Below are 18350 nucleotides of genomic sequence, written 5' to 3'. Positions count from 1 at the left end.
GGGACCCCGCGCGTCACGCGAGTCCCAGCTCGTTGTCGATGAAGTCGAAGATCTCGGTTTCGCTGGCCGTCTCGAGCTTCTGCCGCGTGTCTTCCGCCGGGCCCGTGCCCAGCCGGCCCAGCAGTGCCTGCAGCCGGGCGGTGATCCGGGTGCCGGCCAGCTGCTCGGCGGTCAGCGCGGCGAAGGCCGCTTCGATCCGGTCCAGCTCGGCCTCGGCCGCCGCGGCCGGGTCGGCCGGACCCAGCTCGCGGCCGAGGTGCTGGGCCAGCGCCGCCGGGTTGGCGTAGTCGAACCCGAGCGTCGCGGGCAGGGACAGGCCGGTGACGGCGGCGAGCCCGTTGCGCAGCTCGACCGCGGTGAGCGAGTCGAGTCCCAGTTCCTTGAACGCGAGCCCGGGGTCCACTGTGGACGGGCCGGCGTAACCGAGCACGGCGGCGACCTCGGCGCGCACCAGGTCGAGCAGCGCGCGGTCCCGCTCGGATCCGGTCAGCGCGTCGAGCTTCGCCCGGAGGTCCGGCTTCTCCGCCGTGGTGAGCGCTCGGCGCGCCTCGGGCAGGTCTTCCAGGAGCCGCGCGGTCCGGACGGCGGTGGCGAACACCGCCCAGTCGACGTCGGCCACGGCGACGACGGGCTCGCTGCCGCTCACGGCTTTGCGCAGGGCCGCGGTGGCCAGTTCCGGGGCCAGCGGGCGGATCCCGCCACGTTCGGAGCGGGTGCCGTGGCCGGCGGCCATGCCCGCGCCGGCCCACGGGCCCCAGGCGATCGAGGTGGCGGGCAGGCCGAGGCCGGCCCGGTGCTCGGCGAGCGCGTCGAGCATCGCGTTGGCGGCGACGTAGTTGCCCTGCCCGGCCGCGCCGAGCGTGGCGGCCAGGGAGGAGAACAGGACGAACGCCGAGAGGTCGCGGTTGCGCGTCAGCTCGTGGAGGTTGATCGCGGAGTCCACTTTGGCCTTGAGGACGGTGGCGAGCCGGTGCGGCGTCAGGGAGTCCAGGACGCCGTCGTCGAGGACGCCGGCGGCGTGAATGACGGCGTCGAGGTCGGGCAGCGAGTCGAGGAGCTCGGCGGCGGCGGCGCGATCGGCGAGGTCGCAGGCGGCGATGGTCACCTTGGTGCCCAGCGCGCTGAGCTCGGCTTCCAGTTCGGCCGCCCCGGGCGCGGCGGGACCACGCCGGCCGGCCAGGACGACGTGCGGCGCACCGGTGCGGGCGAGCCACCGGGCGACCTCGGCGCCCAGCGCGCCGGTGCCGCCGGTGACGAGCACCGGGCCGGCCGGGGTCCAGGGCTCGGCGGCCTCCTCGACGGGGGCGCGCACGAGCCGCCGCGCGAAGGTGCCGGCCGGGCGGATCGCGAGCTGGTCTTCGCCGTCGGCCCCGGCGAGGAGGGCGATGAGCCGGGTCAGCTCGGGTTCGCCGGGCTCGGCGGGCAGGTCGGCGAGGCCGCCCCAGCGGTCCGGGTGCTCCAGCGCGGCGGTCCGCCCGAGGCCCCAGATCCCGGCGGACAGCGGCTGCGCGGGAGTTTCGGACTCGACGGCGACGGCGCCGGTGGTGACCGACCAGAGCGGCGCGTCGAGGCCGGCGTCCCCGAGGGCTTGGAGGAGGGTGGTGCTCAGCGCCAGGCCGAGGGGTACGGACGGCTGGCCGGGGGTGGGGTGCGTGGCCAGACCGAGCAGGGAGAGGACGCCGGTGACCGGGCCGGGTTCGCCACCCATGTCGGCGGGGGTGCCCAGGCCCGGCGCACCGACGGCCGCGGCGAGGCCGAGCAGCTCGGCTGCGACAGCATCGCGGTCGGTCTCGCCCAGCGTCATCGGCACCGGCTCGGCACCCGCCTCGACCAGCGCCGGGAACACCGCCTTGACCAGCGGCTCGTCCTCGCACCCCGCAGGGACCACCACGAGCCAACGCCCGGACAACCCCGCCCGCGGCCGGTCCGCGACCGGGCGCCACGACACGCGGTACTGCTTGCTGTCGACCGGCGAGGCCACGGGAACCAAGGGCTCCGGCCAGAACACCTGCCGCTCGAAGGGGTACGTCGGCAGCGCGACCTGACGCACGCCCGACGAAAGCGGTGTCCAGTCCACAGCCGCCCCGCTGACGTGCAGCGATGCCAGCGCCAGCAGCGCCGTCGAGACCTCCGGGCGGTCCTTGCGCAGCATCGGGGTCGCCCCGGCCAGTGCGCTCAGCGTCCCGTCCGGGCCCAGCTCGACCAGCCGGATGACCCCGGCCTCGCGCAACCTCGACACGGCGTCGGCGAACCGCATCGGCTCGCGCACCTGCCGCACCCAGTACTCCGGGTCGGTCAAGTCGGCCCGCTCGGTCACCGTGGACACGACGGGGATGCGCGGCTCGGCATACCCGATCCCCCGCGCGACCTCGGCGAACTCTTCCAGCATCGCGTCCATGTGAGCCGAGTGAAACGCATGCGAGACCCGCAAATCCCTAGACTTCACGCCGCGGGCGGTCAGCTCGGCCGCGATCTCGGCGAGCGCGTCGGCGTCACCGGAGAGCACGGTCGACAGTGGCCCGTTCACCGCGGCCAGGTCCGCGCGGCCCGCCGCGATCTCGAGAACGTCCTGCTCAGCGGCCTGCACGGCGAGCATCGCGCCCCCGCCGGGCAGTGCCTGCATGAGGTTCGCCCGCGCGGCGACCAGCTTGCCCGCGTCGTCCAGCGAGAACACCCCGGCGACGTGCGCCGCCGCCAGCTCGCCGATCGAGTGGCCGGCCAGGTGGTCCGGCTTGACGCCCCACGACTCCAGCAGGCGGAACAGCGCGACCTCGAGCGCGAACAACACGGGCTGGGTGTACCCGGTCCGGTCGAGCGCCGCGGCGTCGCCGAACACGACCTCGCGCAACGGCCGATCCAAGGAAGGGTCGAGGACCGCGCACACCGCGTCGAACGCGTCCGCGAACACCGGGAACCGCGCGTACAGCTCGGCCCCCATCCCGACGCGCTGCGACCCCTGACCGGCGAACAGCAGCCCGGTCGCCCCGTCGCCGGCGTGCCCGGTGACCACGCCAGGGTGCTTCGCGCCCGATGCGACCGCGGCCAGCCCGGCGAGCAAGTCGGCGCCCGTCACGACCGCCCGGTGGTCGAACACCGCCCGGGCAGCCAGCGAACGGGCGACCTCGGCCGGGGCGACGTCCGAACCTTCGACGAACTCGGCCAGCCGCCGGGCCTGTTCGCGCAGCACCGCCTCCGACCGGCCCGACAGTGTCCAGACGACGTCCGCGACGGGCGCGTCCACCACCACCTCGGAGGCAGGCGGCTGCTCGAGGATGACGTGCGCGTTCGTCCCGCTGAAGCCGAACGACGACACGCCCGCCCGCCGCGGCCGCTCCGAAAGCGGCCAAGGGGTGGTCGAGGTCAGCAGCGCCACCGCGCCGCTGTCCCAGTCGACGTGCCGCGACGGCCGGTCCGCGTGCAGTGTCTTCGGCAACACGCCGTGCTCCAGCGCGAGAACCATCTTGATGACGCCGGCGATCCCCGCCGCCGCCTGCGTGTGCCCGATGTTGGACTTCAGCGAACCCAGCCACAACGGCTGCGAGCGGTCCCGGCCGTAGGTCGCCAGCAGTGCTTGGGCCTCGATCGGGTCGCCCAGCGCGGTGCCGGTCCCGTGCGCCTCGACAACGTCCACATCGGACGGTGCCAGGCCCGCGTTCGCCAGCGCCGCCCGGATCACCCGCTGCTGCGACGGCCCGTTCGGCGCGGTGAGCCCGTTCGACGCGCCGTCCTGGTTCATCGCCGAGCCGCGCAGCACTGCGAGCACCGGGTGCCCGAGCCGCCGCGCGTCCGACAGCCGCTCGACCAGCACGACGCCGGCGCCCTCGCCCCAGCCCGTGCCGTCCGCCTCGTCGGCGAAGGCCTTGCACCGGCCGTCCGCCGCGAGGCCGCCCTGGCGGGAGAACTCGACGAACGCGCCGGGCGTCGCCATCACCGTCACGCCGCCGGCCAGCGCCATCGCGCACTCGCCCGTGCGCACCGACTGCGCGGCCAAGTGCAGCGCGACCAGCGACGCCGAGCAAGCCGTGTCCACCGTCACCGCCGGGCCGCCGAGGCCCAGCACGTACGACACCCGGCCCGACACCACCGAAGCCGCGTTCCCGGTGCCGGCGAACCCGCCGAAGTCCTCACCGGAGCCCGCGAGCACCGCCGGGTAGTCCTGCCCGTTGGTGCCGAGGAACACCCCGACGTCCGGACCGCCGGCCGGGTCGACCCCGGCGCGTTCCAGGGCCTCCCACGCGGTTTCCAGGACGAGCCGCTGCTGCGGGTCCATCGCCAGGGCCTCGCGCGGCGAGATGCCGAAAAAGGCCGGGTCGAACTCCGTGACGCCGTCGACGAACGCGCCGCCGGCCGCGGCGACCCCGGCCGCCGCGAGGCCCGCGACGTCCCAGTGCCGGTCGGCGGGGAAGCCCGAAACCACGTCGCCGCCGGACACCAGCAGCTCCCACAGGTCTTCCGGGGAGCGCACCCCGCCGGGGAAGCGGCAGCCCATCGCCACGACGACGATCGGGTCCTCCGTGGACACCGCCGCCCGCTCGACGACCGGCGCTTCGCTCGGCGAGCCCGCCAGGTGCCGGGCCAGGTGGGCGGCGGTCGGGTAGTCGTAGATCAGCGTCGCGGGCAGCTCGGTCCCGGTGGCCGCGCCGAGCCGGTTGCGCAATTCGACCGCGGTCAGCGAATCGAAGCCGAGGTCGGCGAACGACTTGTCCGCGGCGACCTCCTCGGTGTACCCGAGCACCGCCGCGACCTGCCGGCGCACCAGGGTCAGCAGGTCCTCTTCGGACAGTCCGGACAGCTCCACCACCGGAGCCGCGGAGGCCGCTTCGGGCAGTTCGGTCAGCAGGCGGCTCCGGCGCACGGCGGTGAGTGCGGGGCCGTAGACCGGCCACTCGACGTCGGCGAGCGCGACCGCGACGTCACCAGCGCCCAAGGCGCGGTCCAACGCGGACAGGGCGAGGTCCGGGTTCAACGGCGTAAGCCCGCCGCGGCGCAGCCGGTCACGGACGGCTTCGTCCGCGGCCATCCCGGCGTCGGCCCACGGCCCCCAGGCCAGCGAGGTCGCCGGAAGGCCGCGCGAACGCCGGTAGGCGGCCAGGGCGTCGAGGTAGGCGTTCGCCGCCGCGTAGTTGCCCTGCCCGGCCGAACCGACGGTGCCCGCCAGCGACGAGAACAGCACGAACGCCGACAGCTCGCGGCCCGCCGTCGCCTCGTGCAGCCGCCAGGCGGTGGTCGCCTTGGCGCGCAGCACGCGGTCGAGCTTTTCGGGGGTGAGCCCATCGAGGACGCCGTCGTCGAGCACGCCCGCCGCATGGACGACGGCGGTCAGGTCCGGCAGGGAATCCACGAGTGCGGTGACCGCGTCCCGGTCGGTGAAGTCGCAGGCCACGACGGTGATCTCGGGCGCGGTCGGTTCGGCCGCGGCCGAAGGGCCACGGCGACTGGCCAGCACGACGCGCGACGCGCCACGCTCGACCGCCCAGCGGGCGAGGTGGCCGCCGAGCGCGCCAGTGCCGCCGGTGATCAGCACCGTCCCGGTGACCGTCCATTCGGGACATTCACCGGTCAGTGGTGCCCGCACGAGCCGCCGGGCGAAGACCCCGGAGGGCCGGATGGCGACCTCGTCCTCGGCGCCGTCGACGAGCACGCCGCACAGCCGGTCGAGTCCTCGTTCGTCGAGCTGTGCGGGCAGGTCGATCAAGCCGCCCCAGCGGCGCGGGTGTTCCACCGCGGCGGATCGGCCGAGGCCCCACACCTGGGCGTGCTCCGGGTGCGCGAGCGGGTCGGATCGACCGGTGGAGACCGCGCCCCGGGTCGCGCACCACAGCGGCGCGGACCAGCCGAGCGTGCCAAGGGTCTGCACCAGCGTGAGCGTGCCCTCCACGGCCAGCAGCGAAAGGATCCCGGCGGGCTCGTCTCCCGGCAGGGCGGCGCCGGCCGGGACGTGCAGCACGTCCGCGCCCCGGTCGCGCAGACCCTCGACCACGTCGTCGGTACCTTCGCCCACCACGAGCCAGCGCCCGGACAGCCGGGTCGCGGTGGTCCCGGTGACCGGCCGCCAGCCGATCCGGTACCGCCAGTTGTCCACTGTGGACTCGTCATGCGAACGGCGGCGCCACGCGGCGAGCGCCGGGAGCACGTCACTCAGCGGCGTCTCGGAAGGAACGTCCAAAGTGGTGACCAGCGCATCGAGGTCCTGCCGTTCGACCGCCGACCAGAAGTGGTCCGCGCTGACATCACCGGCCACGGCGGCCTCGGGCGAGGTGAGCCAGAACCGTTCACGCTGGAAGGCGTACGTCGGCAGCTCGACGCGGCGGGCGCCGTCGAGCAGCGCGGTCCAGCCGGGCACACCGCCCCGGACGTGCAACTCGGCCAGCCCGGCCAGCGCCGACTCCCGCTCGTCGCGCCCGGCACGCAGCATCGCCACGACGGGCACGCTCGCCATTCCGGCGAGGGTGCCATCCGGGCCGACTTCGACGAACCGCGTGGCGCCCTTGGCTTCCAGTGCCGTCACGCGGTCGGCGAACCGGACCGGCTCGCGCACGTGCCGCACCCAGTACTCCGGGTCGGTCAGCTCGGCGGGGTCACCGGTGATGATCGGAATCTTCGGGGCCGAGAACGTCAACCCGGCCACGACCTGCCGGAACTCGGCCAGCATCGGCTCCATCAGCACCGAGTGGAAGGCGTGCGACACGGCGAGCCGCTTGGTCTTGCGTCCGCGGGAAGCCAGTTCGGCCGCGGCCGCGAGCACCGCGTCTTCGTCGCCGGACAGCACGACGGAGTCGGCCGCGTTGACCGCGGCGAGGTTCACCCGCTCGCCCAGCAGCGGCGTGACTTCGGCCTCGGTGGCTTGGACGGCGACCATCGCCCCGCCGGCCGGGAGGGCCTGCATCAGCCGGGCGCGCGCGGCGACCAGCTCGCAGGCGTCGGCCAGCGAAAGGATCCCGGCGACGTGCGCCGCGGCCAGCTCGCCGATGGAGTGCCCGGCCAGGAAGTCCGGCTGCACGCCCCAGGACGCCAGCAGCCGGAACAACGCGACCTCGACGGCGAACAGCGCGGGCTGCGTGTATCCCGTGTCGTTCAGGGACTCGCCTGAGATCGCTTCGGCCAGCGGAAAGTCGAAACCCGCACACACCGCGTCGAAGGCTTCGGCGAACACCGGGAACTCGCGACGCAGCCCGGCACCCATGCCGATCCGCTGGGACCCCTGGCCGGAGAACAGGAACGCCGTCTTGCCGGCCTTGCCCGGTGCGACACCCTCCACAAGAGACGGTGCGGGTTCACCGGCCGCCAGCGCGTCCAGCGCCGTGACCGCTTCCGAGGCGTCGGCGGCGAGCACCACCGCCCGGTGCTCGAACGCCGACCGCCCGGTGACCAGCGACCAGGCGGTGTCCGCGAGCGGCAGGCCCGCGGCCAGGTGTTCCCGCAGCCGGACGGCTTGCTCCCGCAGCGCGTCGCGGGAGCGGGCCGAGAGCGCGAGCGGGACCAGTCCGCCGACCGTGGTCGCCGCGGCAGGCACCGGGTCGTAGCTCTCCAGGACCACGTGCGCGTTGGTTCCGCTGATGCCGAACGACGAAACGCCGGCCCGGCGCGGAGTCTCCCCGGCCGGCCACTCGACGTTGTCGGTGAGCAGCTCGACGGCCCCGGCGGACCAGTCGATGTGCGGTGACGGCTCGTCGACGTGCACCGTGCGCGGCAGCAGCCCGTGCTGCATGGACAGCACCATCTTGATCACCCCGGCGACGCCCGCGGCGGCCTGGGTGTGGCCGATGTTGGATTTCACCGAGCCGAGCCAGAGCGGCCGGTCGCGGTCCTGGCCGTAGGTCGCCAGCAGTGCGTGCGCCTCGATCGGGTCGCCGAGCGTGGTGCCCGTGCCGTGCGCCTCCACGGCGTCCACATCGGACGGTGTGAGCCCACCGCTCGCCAGTGCGGCCCGGATGGCCTGCTGCTGCGCCGGACCGTTGGGGGCGGTGAGCCCGTTGGACGCGCCGTCGGAGTTGACCGCGGACCCGCGGACCACCGCGAGCACCGGGTGTCCGTTGGCGAGGGCGTCGGACAGCTTCTCGACCAGGACGAGACCGACGCCCTCGGACCAGCCGGTGCCGTCGGCCGCGGCCGCGAAGGGCTTGCACCGCCCGTCAGGCGCGAGCCCGCGCTGGCGGCTGAACTCCAGGAACATGCCGGGAGTCGACATGACGGTGACGCCGCCGACGAGCGCCAGCGAGCATTCGCCGCGTCGCAAAGCTTGGGCGGCCCAGTGCAGGGCGACCAGCGACGACGAGCAGGCGGTGTCCACGGTGACGGCCGGGCCCTTGAGCCCGAGCTGGTAGGCGACCCGGCCGGAGATGACGGCGGTCGAGTTGCCGGTGAGCAGGTGCCCTTCGACGCCGTCGGGCAGCGCGGTCAGGCCGGAGCCGTAGCCGGTGGACGTGCCGCCGACGAAGACACCCGCCTTCGTGCCGCGCAACGACAGCGGGTCGATGCCGGCGCGTTCGATCGTCTCCCACGCCGTTTCGAGCAAGAGCCGCTGCTGCGGGTCGGTGGCCAGCGCCTCGCGGGGGCTCATTCCGAAGAAGCCGGGGTCGAACTCCGCGGCGTCGTAGACGAACCCGCCTTCGCGGACGTAGCTGGTGCCGGCCTGCTCGGCGTCGCCGGAGTACAGCGCCGCGGGCCAGCCGCGGTCGGTGGGGAAGCCCGCCATGCCGTCGCCGCCGGCGGCCAGCAGCTGCCACAGCTGCTCGGGGGTGCGCACGCCGCCGGGGAAACGGCAGCCCATGCCGATCACCGCGACCGGCTCGGCGTCCCGGTCTTCGACCTCGCGCAACCGCTGGTTCGCCGCCCTCAGGTCGGTGGTGACCTTCTTGAGGTAGTCGAGCAGCTTCTTCTCGTTGTCGGAGGTCACGCCCCGAACTCCTTGTCGATCAGGTCGAACAGTTCGTCGGCGGACGCGGCCGCGACGTCGTCCGAGTGCGGTTCTTCGGGGGTGGTGCCGGTCCACCACGCGAGGAGGCTCTGCAGCCGCTCGGTGATCTCCTCGCGGCCCTCGTAGCCCTCGGGCAGGGCTTCGAGCGAACCACGCAGGCCGTCGACCAGGCCGTTCGCCGAAGGTGCGGGCGGTGCGATGTCTTCGAGGAGGTAGCCCGCCAGCTCGGCGACCGTCGGGTAGTCGAACACCAGCGTCGCGGGCAGCCGCTTCCCGGCGACCGCGCCGAGCCGGTTGCGCAGCTCGACGGCGGTGAGCGAGTCGAAGCCCAGTTCGCTGAACGCCTTGCCGGCGTCGATGTCCACTGTGGACGCATGCCCGAGCACCGCGGCGACCTGACCGGTCACCAGGTCCACCACCAGGTCTTCGCGATCGGCGATCGGTGTCGCGGCCAGCCGCTCGGCCAGGCCGACGGGCTCGGCCTTCGCGGCGGACGCGGCCGCCCGCCGTGCCGGGGCGCTTACGAGCCCCCGGAACAGCGGGGCCACCGCGCCCGAGGACGCCAGCGCGGACGTGTCGACGCGCATCGGCACCACGGCCGCCTCGCCGGAGGCCACGCCCGCGTCGAGGAGGGCCAAGCCGAGTTCGGCCGACAGCGGCAGCAGTCCGGCGCGGGCCATCCGGCCGAGGTCCGCCTCGGTCAGCCCGCTGGTCATGCCGGCCGCGGCCGACCACGGACCCCACGCCAGCGCCACCGCGGGCAGCCCGAGGGCGTGCCGGTGGGTGGCGAAGGCGTCCACGAAGGCGTTCGCGGCCGCGTAGTTCGCTTGTCCCGCGCCGCCGAAGAGCCCGGCGGCGCCGGAGAACAACACGAACGCGGTGAGGTCGGCGTGGCGGGTCAGCTCGTCGAGGTGCACGGCGGCGTCGACCTTGGGCCGCAGCACCTTGTCCAGGCGGGCCGCGTCCAGTGAACCGACGACGCCGTCGTCGAGCACGCCGGCGGTGTGCATGACCGCCCGCAGCGGGTGGTCCGCGGCGATGCCGTCGAGCACCGCGGCCAGGGCGGCGCGGTCGGCCGCGTCGCACGCCGCCACGGTGACGGTCGCGCCGAGTCCGGTCAGCTCGTCGCGCAGCTGCTCGGCCCCCTCGGCCGCGAGGCCCCGGCGGCTGGTGAGCAGCAGGTGCCGCGCGCCGTGCCCGGTGACCAGGTGCCGGGCCAGCAGCCCGCCGAGACCGCCGGTGCCGCCGGTGATGAGGACCGTGCCCTCCGGGTCGAGCGGCGCGGGCACGGTCAGCACGACCTTGCCGACGTGCTTGGCCTGCTGGAGGTGCTTGAACGCCGCGGGCGCGCGGTGGACGTCCCAGGCGGTGACCGGGATCGGCCGCAGCATGCCGCGGCCGAGCAGGCCGAGGACCTCGTGCAGCATCTCGGCGATGCGGTCGGGCCCGGCCTCGATGAGGTCGAACGCCTGGTACGCGACGCCCGGGTGGGCCGCGGCGACGTCGGCGGGGACCCGGACGTCGGTCTTGCCCATCTCCAGGAACCGGCCGCCGCGCGGCAGCAACCGCAGCGACGCGTCCACGAACTCGCCGGCCAGCGAGTCGAGCACGACGTCGACACCACGGCCGTCGGTGGCCGCGAGGAACCGGTTCTCGAAGTCTAGGGTCCGCGAGGAGGCGATCCGGTCGTCGGCGAGGCCGTGCTCGCGCAGCGCGTCCCACTTGCCGGCGCCCGCGGTGCCGAACACGTCGGCGCCGAGGTGCTTCGCGAGCTGGACGGCGGCCATGCCGACGCCGCCGGCGGCCGCGTGGACCAGCACGGTCTCCCCCGGCTGCACACGGCCGAGGTCGACCAGCGCGTAGTAGGCGGTGAGGAACACGATCGGCACGGACGCCGCTTCGGCGAACGACCAGCCGTCCGGGACGCGGGCGACGAGCCGCTGGTCGGCGACCGCGACCGGGCCGAACGCACCGGGGAACATGCCGAGCACCCGGTCGCCCGCGGCGAGCCCGGTGACCCGGGGCCCGACCTCGGTGACGACGCCCGCGCCTTCCAGACCCATCGCCCCGGCCTCGCCGGGGTACATGCCGAGGGCGTTGAGGACGTCGCGGAAGTTCACGCCCGCCGCGCGGACGGCGATCCGCACGTGTCCGTCCGGCAGTGGTCCGGCGACCTCCGGGCAAGGCAGCAGGGTGAGGTTCTCCAGGGTGCCCTTGTCGACGATGTCGAGCCGCCAGTGCCCGTCCTTCGGCGCGCTGAGCACCCCTCCGGCCGCTTCGGCGCGCACCAGCCGGGCCGCGTGCGGTTCACCGTCGCGAAGGGACACCTGCGGCTCGCCGGCGGTCAGCGCGGCCGGTACAGCGCCGTAGGACGCCTCCTTGCCGTCGACGTCGACCAGCAGGAACCGGTCCGGGTTTTCGGCCTGGGCCGAGCGGACCAGGCCCCAGACGGCGGCGTTGGCCAGGTCGGTCACCTCGCCGCGGTGGGCCACCGCGCCGGAGGTGACGAACACCAGCTTGGCACCTTCCAGGGCGTCCTCGGCGAGCCAGCGCTGCACGGTCGCGAGTGCCAGTCCAGTAGCCGCCCGGACCGAGCCCGGGAGGTCGGCCGTCCGGCCTGGGACGAGCGGCGCGAAGACGACCTCGGGGGGCGTGCCGCCTTCGGCGATCAGCGCGTCAATGTCCACATAGGACTTCAAGGGGCCGGACGTGCCGAGCTGGACGCCGAGCTTGTGTGGGTCCGGGCCGAGGACCGCCCACGATCCGGTGTCCGGTTCGGACCCGGTGCCCAGCGGGACCCAGTCCACTTGGAACAGCGAGTCGCGCAGCCGGCTCGGCTCGGTCAGCATTTCCGCCGACACCTGGCGCATGGCCAGGGAGCCCACGGTGGCGACGGGGTTGCCCGACGGATCGGCGATGGTCAGTGCCAGGGCGTCCGAACCGGCGAGGCTCAGCTTGACGCGCAGGGCGTCGGCGCCGGACGCGTGCAGCGTGACGTCCGACCAGGAGAACGGGAGCCTGCTTTGCCCGGACCCGGCCAGGGGCAGGTAGAGCAGCGCCTGCAGGGCCGCGTCGAGGAGGGCGGGGTGCAGGCCGAAGCGGCGCGCGTCGGCGCGGGCCGACTCGGGCAGGGCGATCTCGGCGAACACGTCGTCGCCTTGTCGCCACGCGGCGGTGAGGCCGCGGAAGGCATCCCCGTAGGCGAAGCCGCCCGCCGCGTACGTGTCGTAGAAGTCCGCCACGGCAAGGGGTTCCGCCTCGACTGGCGGCCACTCGGTCAGGGGTTCGCCGGGATCGCCGGCTTCGACGGCGAGCAGGCCGGTGGCGTGCAGGACCCATTCCTCCGTGCCCTCGGGCCGCGAGTGCGCGGTGAACGAGCGCGTCCCGTCGTCGCCGGGCGTGCCGACCGAGCACTGCAGCTGGACGCCGCCGCGCGCGGGCAGCACCAGCGGTGCGGCCAGCGTCAGCTCCTCCACGCGGGCGCAGCCGGCCTGGTCCGCGGCGCGGACAGCCAGCTCCAGGAACGCCGTGCCCGGCAGGAGGACCTGGCCCATGACCTCGTGCCCGGCCAGCCACGGGTGGGTGGACAGCGCGAGCCGGCTGGTGAAGAGCAGCTCGTCGGACCCGGCCACGGAGACCGACGCGCCGAGCAGCGGGTGGTCGACCGCGGTGAGGCCGGCGGCGGTGACATCACCGAGGGGCATGCCGGACAGGTGCGGCCAGAAGCGCTGGTACTGGAACGCGTACGTCGGCAGGTCGACCCGGCGCGCGCCGGTTCCGGCGAACACCGCCGTCCAATCAGGACCCTGGCCGTGGACGTGCAGTTCGCCGATCGCGGCCAGCACGGTGACGCGTTCGTCGCGGCCCTTGCGCATCGTCGGGATCGCCACGGTGTCGTCGAGGCAGTCCCGGGTCATCGACGTGAGGATGCCGTCCGGGCCGACTTCGACGAACCGGTTCACGCCGAGTCCGCGCAGGGTCGAGACAGCGTCGGCGAACCGCACCGCCGAACGCACCTGGCCGACCCAGTACTCCGGCGTCAGCGGGGGCGCGACCTCACCGGTCACCGTGGACACGATCGGCAGGCTCGGTTCGCGGTAAGTGATCTGCTCGGCCACCTTCGCGAAGTCGGCCAGCATCGGGTCCATCAGCGGCGAGTGGAACGCGTGCGACACCTTGAGCCGTTTGGTCTTGCGGCCCAACCCGGCGAAGTGCGCGTCGAGCGCTTCCACGTCACCGGAGACCACAGTGGACATCGGCCCGTTCAACGCGGCGATGCTCACGGATTCGGTGAGCAGCGGCGTGACCTCGTCTTCGGTGGCCGACACCGCCAGCATCCCGCCTCCGCGCGGAAGCGCCTGCATCAACCGGCCACGCGCGGCGACCAGACGGCACGCGTCCGCCAGGGAGAACACCCCGGCGACGTGCGCGGCCACCAGCTCGCCGATCGAGTGCCCGGCCAGGTACTCCGGACGCACGCCCCAGGACTCGAGCAAGCGGAACAGCGCCACCTCGACCGCGAACAGCGCGGGCTGGGTGTAGCCGGTCTCGTTCAGCAGGTCCTCGTCCCCGAAGACGACGTCCCGCAGCGGCCGGTCCAGCTCGGTGTCGAAGTGCGCACACGCCGCGTCGAACGCCTCGGCGTACACCGGGTGCTCGGCGTACAGCTCGCGGCCCATGCCGAGCCGCTGCGCGCCCTGTCCGGTGAAGAGGAACCCGATCCGGCCTTCGCTCGTCGTGCCGGGGAGTGGCCCGTCGACGAGGTCGCGCAGGCCCCGCAGCAGCTCTTCGGTCTCGGTGCCGATCACCACGGCGCGGTGCTCGAAAGCCGAGCGGCCGGTGGCCAGGGACCAGCCGACGTCGGCCGGTCGCTCCCCTGCGAGGCGGTCGGCCAGCTGTGCGGCCTGGGACCGTAGCGCGGCTTCGGACCGTCCCGAAAGGACCCACGGCACCGGACCGGACCACGTCGGTTCGGCCACCGGGGACTCTTCCGGAGCTTGCTCGACGATCACGTGGGCGTTGGTGCCGCTCACGCCGAACGACGAGATCCCCGCGCGGCGCGGGTGCCCGTTCGGCGACCAGTCGACGGCGTCGGACAGCAGCCGCACGTCTCCCGCACTCCAGTCCACATGGGACGACGGGACGTCGGCGTGCAGCGTCTTTGGCAGCAGGTCGTGGCGCAGCGACAGGACCATTTTCATGATCCCGGCCGCGCCGGCGGCGGCCTGCGTGTGCCCGAGGTTGGACTTGACCGAGCCGAGCCACAGTGGCCGGTCGCGGTCCTGCCCGTAGGTCGCCAGGACGGCCTGCGCCTCGATCGGGTCGCCGAGGACCGTGCCGGTGCCGTGCGCCTCGACGGCGTCCACTTCGGACGCCGCGAGCCCGGCGTCGGCCAGCGCCGCCCGGATGACCCGCTGCTGCGACGGCCCGTTCGGGGCGGTCAGGCCGTTCGACGCGCCGTCCTGGTTGACCGCGCTTCCGCGGACCAGCGCGAGCACCGGGTGCCCGTTGCGGCGCGCGTCCGACAGCCGTTCGAGGAGCACCATGCCGGCGCCCTCGCCCCAGCCGGTGCCGTCGGCGTCGTCGGAGAACGCCTTGCAGCGGCCGTCGAGCGCGAGGCCGCGCTGGCGGCTGAACTGGATGAACCCGGACGGCGTCGACATGATCGTGACGCCGCCGGCCAGGGCGAGGGAGCACTCCCCGGCCCGCAGCGCCCGCGCGGCGAGGTGCACCGCGACCAACGAGGACGAGCACGCGGTGTCGACCGTGACGGCCGGGCCTTCGAGGCCGAGCGCGTAGGAGATCCGGCCGGACACCACGGATCCCGCGTTGCCGGTCATGGTGTAGCCCTCGACGCCCTCGTCGTCGCCGAGCGCGAGCAGCGGCGTGTAGTCCTGCCCGTTGGAGCCGGCGAAGACGCCGACCGGGCCACCGCGCAGCGACGCCGCGTCGATCCCGGCGCGCTCGATGGCCTCCCAGGCCGTTTCGAGCAGCAGGCGCTGCTGCGGGTCCATGGCCAGGGCTTCGCGCGGGTTGATGCCGAAGAAGGCGGCGTCGAACCGGCTGGCGCCGTCGAGGAAGCCACCGCGGCGGGTGTAGGACGTGCCCTGGTGGTCGGGGTCCGGGTCGTAGAGCGCGTCGAGGTCCCAGCCGCGGTCGTCGGGGAAGTCGGTGATCGCGTCCGCGCCGCCGGCGAGCAGCGCCCACAGGTCCTCCGGCGAGCGCACGCCGCCGGGGAACCGGCACGCCATCGAGACGATGGCGATCGGGTCGTCCTCGACGGACTTCGGTGTGACGTCCACTGTGGACGTGGTCTCGGCCGGTTCGCCCAGTTCGCCCTTGAGGTGCGTGACCAGGGCGGTCGTGGTCGGGTAGTCGAAGATCAGCGTCGCGGGCAGCTTGAGCCCGGTGGCCGCGGACAGCCGGTTGCGCAGGTCGACGGCGGTCAGCGAGTCGAACCCGAGGTCGGTGAACGCCCGGTTCGGCTCGACGTCGCCCGGCCCGGCGTACCCGAGCACCCCGGCGACCTGGGTGCGGACGAACTCGAGCACGTCGCGCTCGCTCAGCCCGACGGCCTTGGTGCTCTCCCGCGCGGCTTCGATCGCCGCGCGGGCCTCGGGAATGCCGAGCAGCAGGGGGCTCGGCCGGACCGCGGTGAACGACGGCACGTACCGCGCCCAGTCGACGCCCGCGACGGTGAGCGTGGTCTCGCCGTGGTCGAGGGCCTGCTGCAGCGCCGAGATCGCCAGCTCCGGGTCGAGCGCGTGGATGCCGCCCAGGCGCTGCCGTTCGGCGACGGCGGTGGCGTCGGCCATGCCGGTGTCGGCCCATGGCCCCCAGGAGATCGAGGTCGCGGCCAGCCCGAGCGAGCGCCGGTGTTCGGCGAGCGCGTCGAGGTAGGCGTTGGCGGCGGCGTAGTTGCCCTGGCCGGGCCCGCCCCAGACGCCGGCCGTCGAGGCGAAGGAGACGAACGCCGACAGATCGAGGTCCTTGGTGAGCTCGTGCAGGTGGAACGCGGCGAGGGCCTTGGGCTTGAGGACGCCGGCAAGCCGATCCGGGGTGAGCGAGGACAGGACGCCGTCGTCGAGCACACCGGCGGCGTGGATGACAGCGTTCGGCGGATATTCGGCCAGCACGGCGGCCAGTGCGTCGCGGTCGGCGACGTCGCAGGCCACGACGGTCGCCTCTGTACCAAGTCCGGCGAGTTCCTCGCGCAGCTCGGCCGCGCCCGGGGCGTCCGCGCCACGACGGCTGGTGAGCACCAGCCGCTCGGCGCCACGACCGGCCAGCCAGCGGGCGACCTTCGCGCCCAGGCCACCGGTACCGCCGGTGATCAGCACGGTTCCTTCCGGCGTCCACGCACGGTCCGGGGTCGTCGAACCGAGCGGAGACCGCAGGAGACGGCGGGCGAAGACCCCGGAAGCGCGGACGGCGACCTGATCTTCGTCGCCGGTGATCGCGGCGACCACGCGGGCGAGCGCGCGGTCGTCGAGGTCGGCGGGCAGGTCGAGCAGGCCACCCCAACGTCCGGGGTGTTCGAGGGCGGCGACGCGGCCGAGGCCCCACACCGGCGCCTGGGCCGGGTTGCGGAGCGCGTCGGCCTTGCCGGTCGACACCGCGCCGCGGGTGAACGTCCACAAGGGAGCGTCGAGGTCGCGGTCGCCGAGGGCCTGAATGAGGGTGACGGTGTCGACGAGACCGCGGTAGGACTCGTCGGCGCCCAGCAGGGACACGATCCCCGCCGGCTCGACGTCTCCGATCCGTTCGGCCAGGGTGGCACGGTCGATGCCGGACTCGGCTTCGACGATGACGGCGTCCGCGCCGAACCGGTCCAGCGGCAACGCCGTCTCGTCTCCCGGACGGCGTACGACGAGCCAGGTGCCTTCGAGACGCGGAGCGGCGTCGACGGTGACCGGCTGCCAGCCGACGCGGTAACGCCAGTTGTCCACTGTGGATTCTTCGCGTCGCTGCCTGCGGTAGGCGGCCAGCGCGGGCAACAGGCCTTCGACGGCGGACGCGTCCAGACCGAGCGTCTTCGCCAGCTCACCGGCGTCGTCGCGCTCGACGGCCGACCAGAACCCGGCGTCGGCGGCATCGGAAGCGGCGGCGACGTCACCCGGGCCGGGCAGCGTCGGCCAGTAGCGCTGCCGCTGGAACGGATACGTCGGCAGGTCCACGACTCCGCCATCGAGCACGGGCGAGAAGTCCACCTCGGTGCCGCGCGCCCACAGCTCACCGGCCGAGGTGAGGAAGCGGGTGAGCCCGCCCTCGTCGCGGCGCAGCGAGCCGGTGACCACGACGTCGTCGAGGGTCCCGGCGATCGCGGTGCCCAGCACGGGGTGCGCGCTGGACTCGACGAACACGCCGAAGCCCTGCTCGCCGAGCGCCACGGTGGCGGGCGCGAACAGCACGCGCTGCCGCAGGTTCCGGTACCAGTACGCGGCCGTCAGCTCGGTGGTGTCGAGCCAGTCGCCGGTGACGGTCGAGTAGAATGGGATCCGCGCTTCTCGCGGGGCGACCGGCGCCAGGACGTCGAGGAGCTCGGCCTCGATGGCTTCGACGTGCGCGGAATGCGACGCGTAGTCGACCTGGACCTTGCGGGCCCGGACGCCGTCGGCGGCGCAGCGGGCCACGAGTGCGTCGACCTGGTCCGGGTCGCCGGAGACGGTCACCGCGGCGGTGCCGTTCAGCGCGGCGATGGCCAGGCCGGGCAGCAGCTCGACATCTTCGGCCGGCAGGGCCACCGACGCCATCGCGCCCCGGCCCGCCAGCGACGTCCGGATCACCTGGCTCCGCAGCGCGACGACCCTTGCGCCGTCCTCAAGGGACAGTCCACCGGAGACGCAGGCGGCGGCGATCTCGCCCTGGGAGTGCCCGATCACGGCGTCCGGCCGGACGCCGAAGGACTCCCACAGCGCGGCGAGCGACACCATGACGGCCCAGCAGGCCGGCTGCACGACGTCGACCCGCTGGAGGGCTTCGGCGTCGCCCAGGACGTCGGCCAACTGCCAGTCCACGAACGGTTCGAGCGCGGCGGCGCACTCGGCGAGCCGGCCGGCGAAGACCGGTGAGGCTTCGGCGAGCTCAAGGGCCATGCCGACCCACTGCGAGCCCTGGCCGGGGAAGACGAACACGGTCTTGCCGGGCGTACCGGCGACTCCGCGCACAGCGGGGTCGATCAGGCCGGCCAGGAGCGCATCCCGGTCGGCCCCGACGACGACGGCCCGGTGCTCGAACGCCGACCGGGTAGTCCCCAGCGACCACGCCACATCGGCGACCTCCGCCGTGGCCAAGACAGCCGCGAGCCGCTCCGCCTGACTCCGCAGCGCCTCCGCGCTCCGCCCGGACAGCAGCAGCGGCACCGGCCCCGAGCGCCCCAATGTGGCCTTCGGTGCGTTGAACGCACCCAAGGCGGCCTTCGGTGCGTTCAACG

Annotated in this window: 2 protein-coding genes; both read right to left on the bottom strand. The window is 74.1% G+C overall.

Annotated features, from left to right (window positions below):
• Positions 1 to 13: 13 nt before the first annotated feature.
• Positions 14 to 8896, bottom strand: a complete 8883-nt coding sequence (locus AB0N03_RS49460) for a type I polyketide synthase (RefSeq protein WP_364387995.1) — start codon at positions 8894 to 8896, stop codon at positions 14 to 16.
• Positions 8893 to 18327, bottom strand: coding sequence for an SDR family NAD(P)-dependent oxidoreductase (locus tag AB0N03_RS49455; RefSeq protein WP_364387993.1), 9435 nt, complete (start codon positions 18325 to 18327; stop codon positions 8893 to 8895). The genes AB0N03_RS49460 and AB0N03_RS49455 overlap by 4 nt, the downstream gene beginning before the upstream one ends.
• Between the last annotated feature and the right edge of the window lie 23 nt (positions 18328 to 18350).

The sequence above is a fragment of the Amycolatopsis sp. NPDC051061 genome (genome assembly GCF_040682935.1).
Classification (GTDB): domain Bacteria; phylum Actinomycetota; class Actinomycetes; order Mycobacteriales; family Pseudonocardiaceae; genus Amycolatopsis.
Note: the sequence above shows the minus strand (reverse complement) of the source record. Positions and strands in the feature narration are given on the sequence as shown.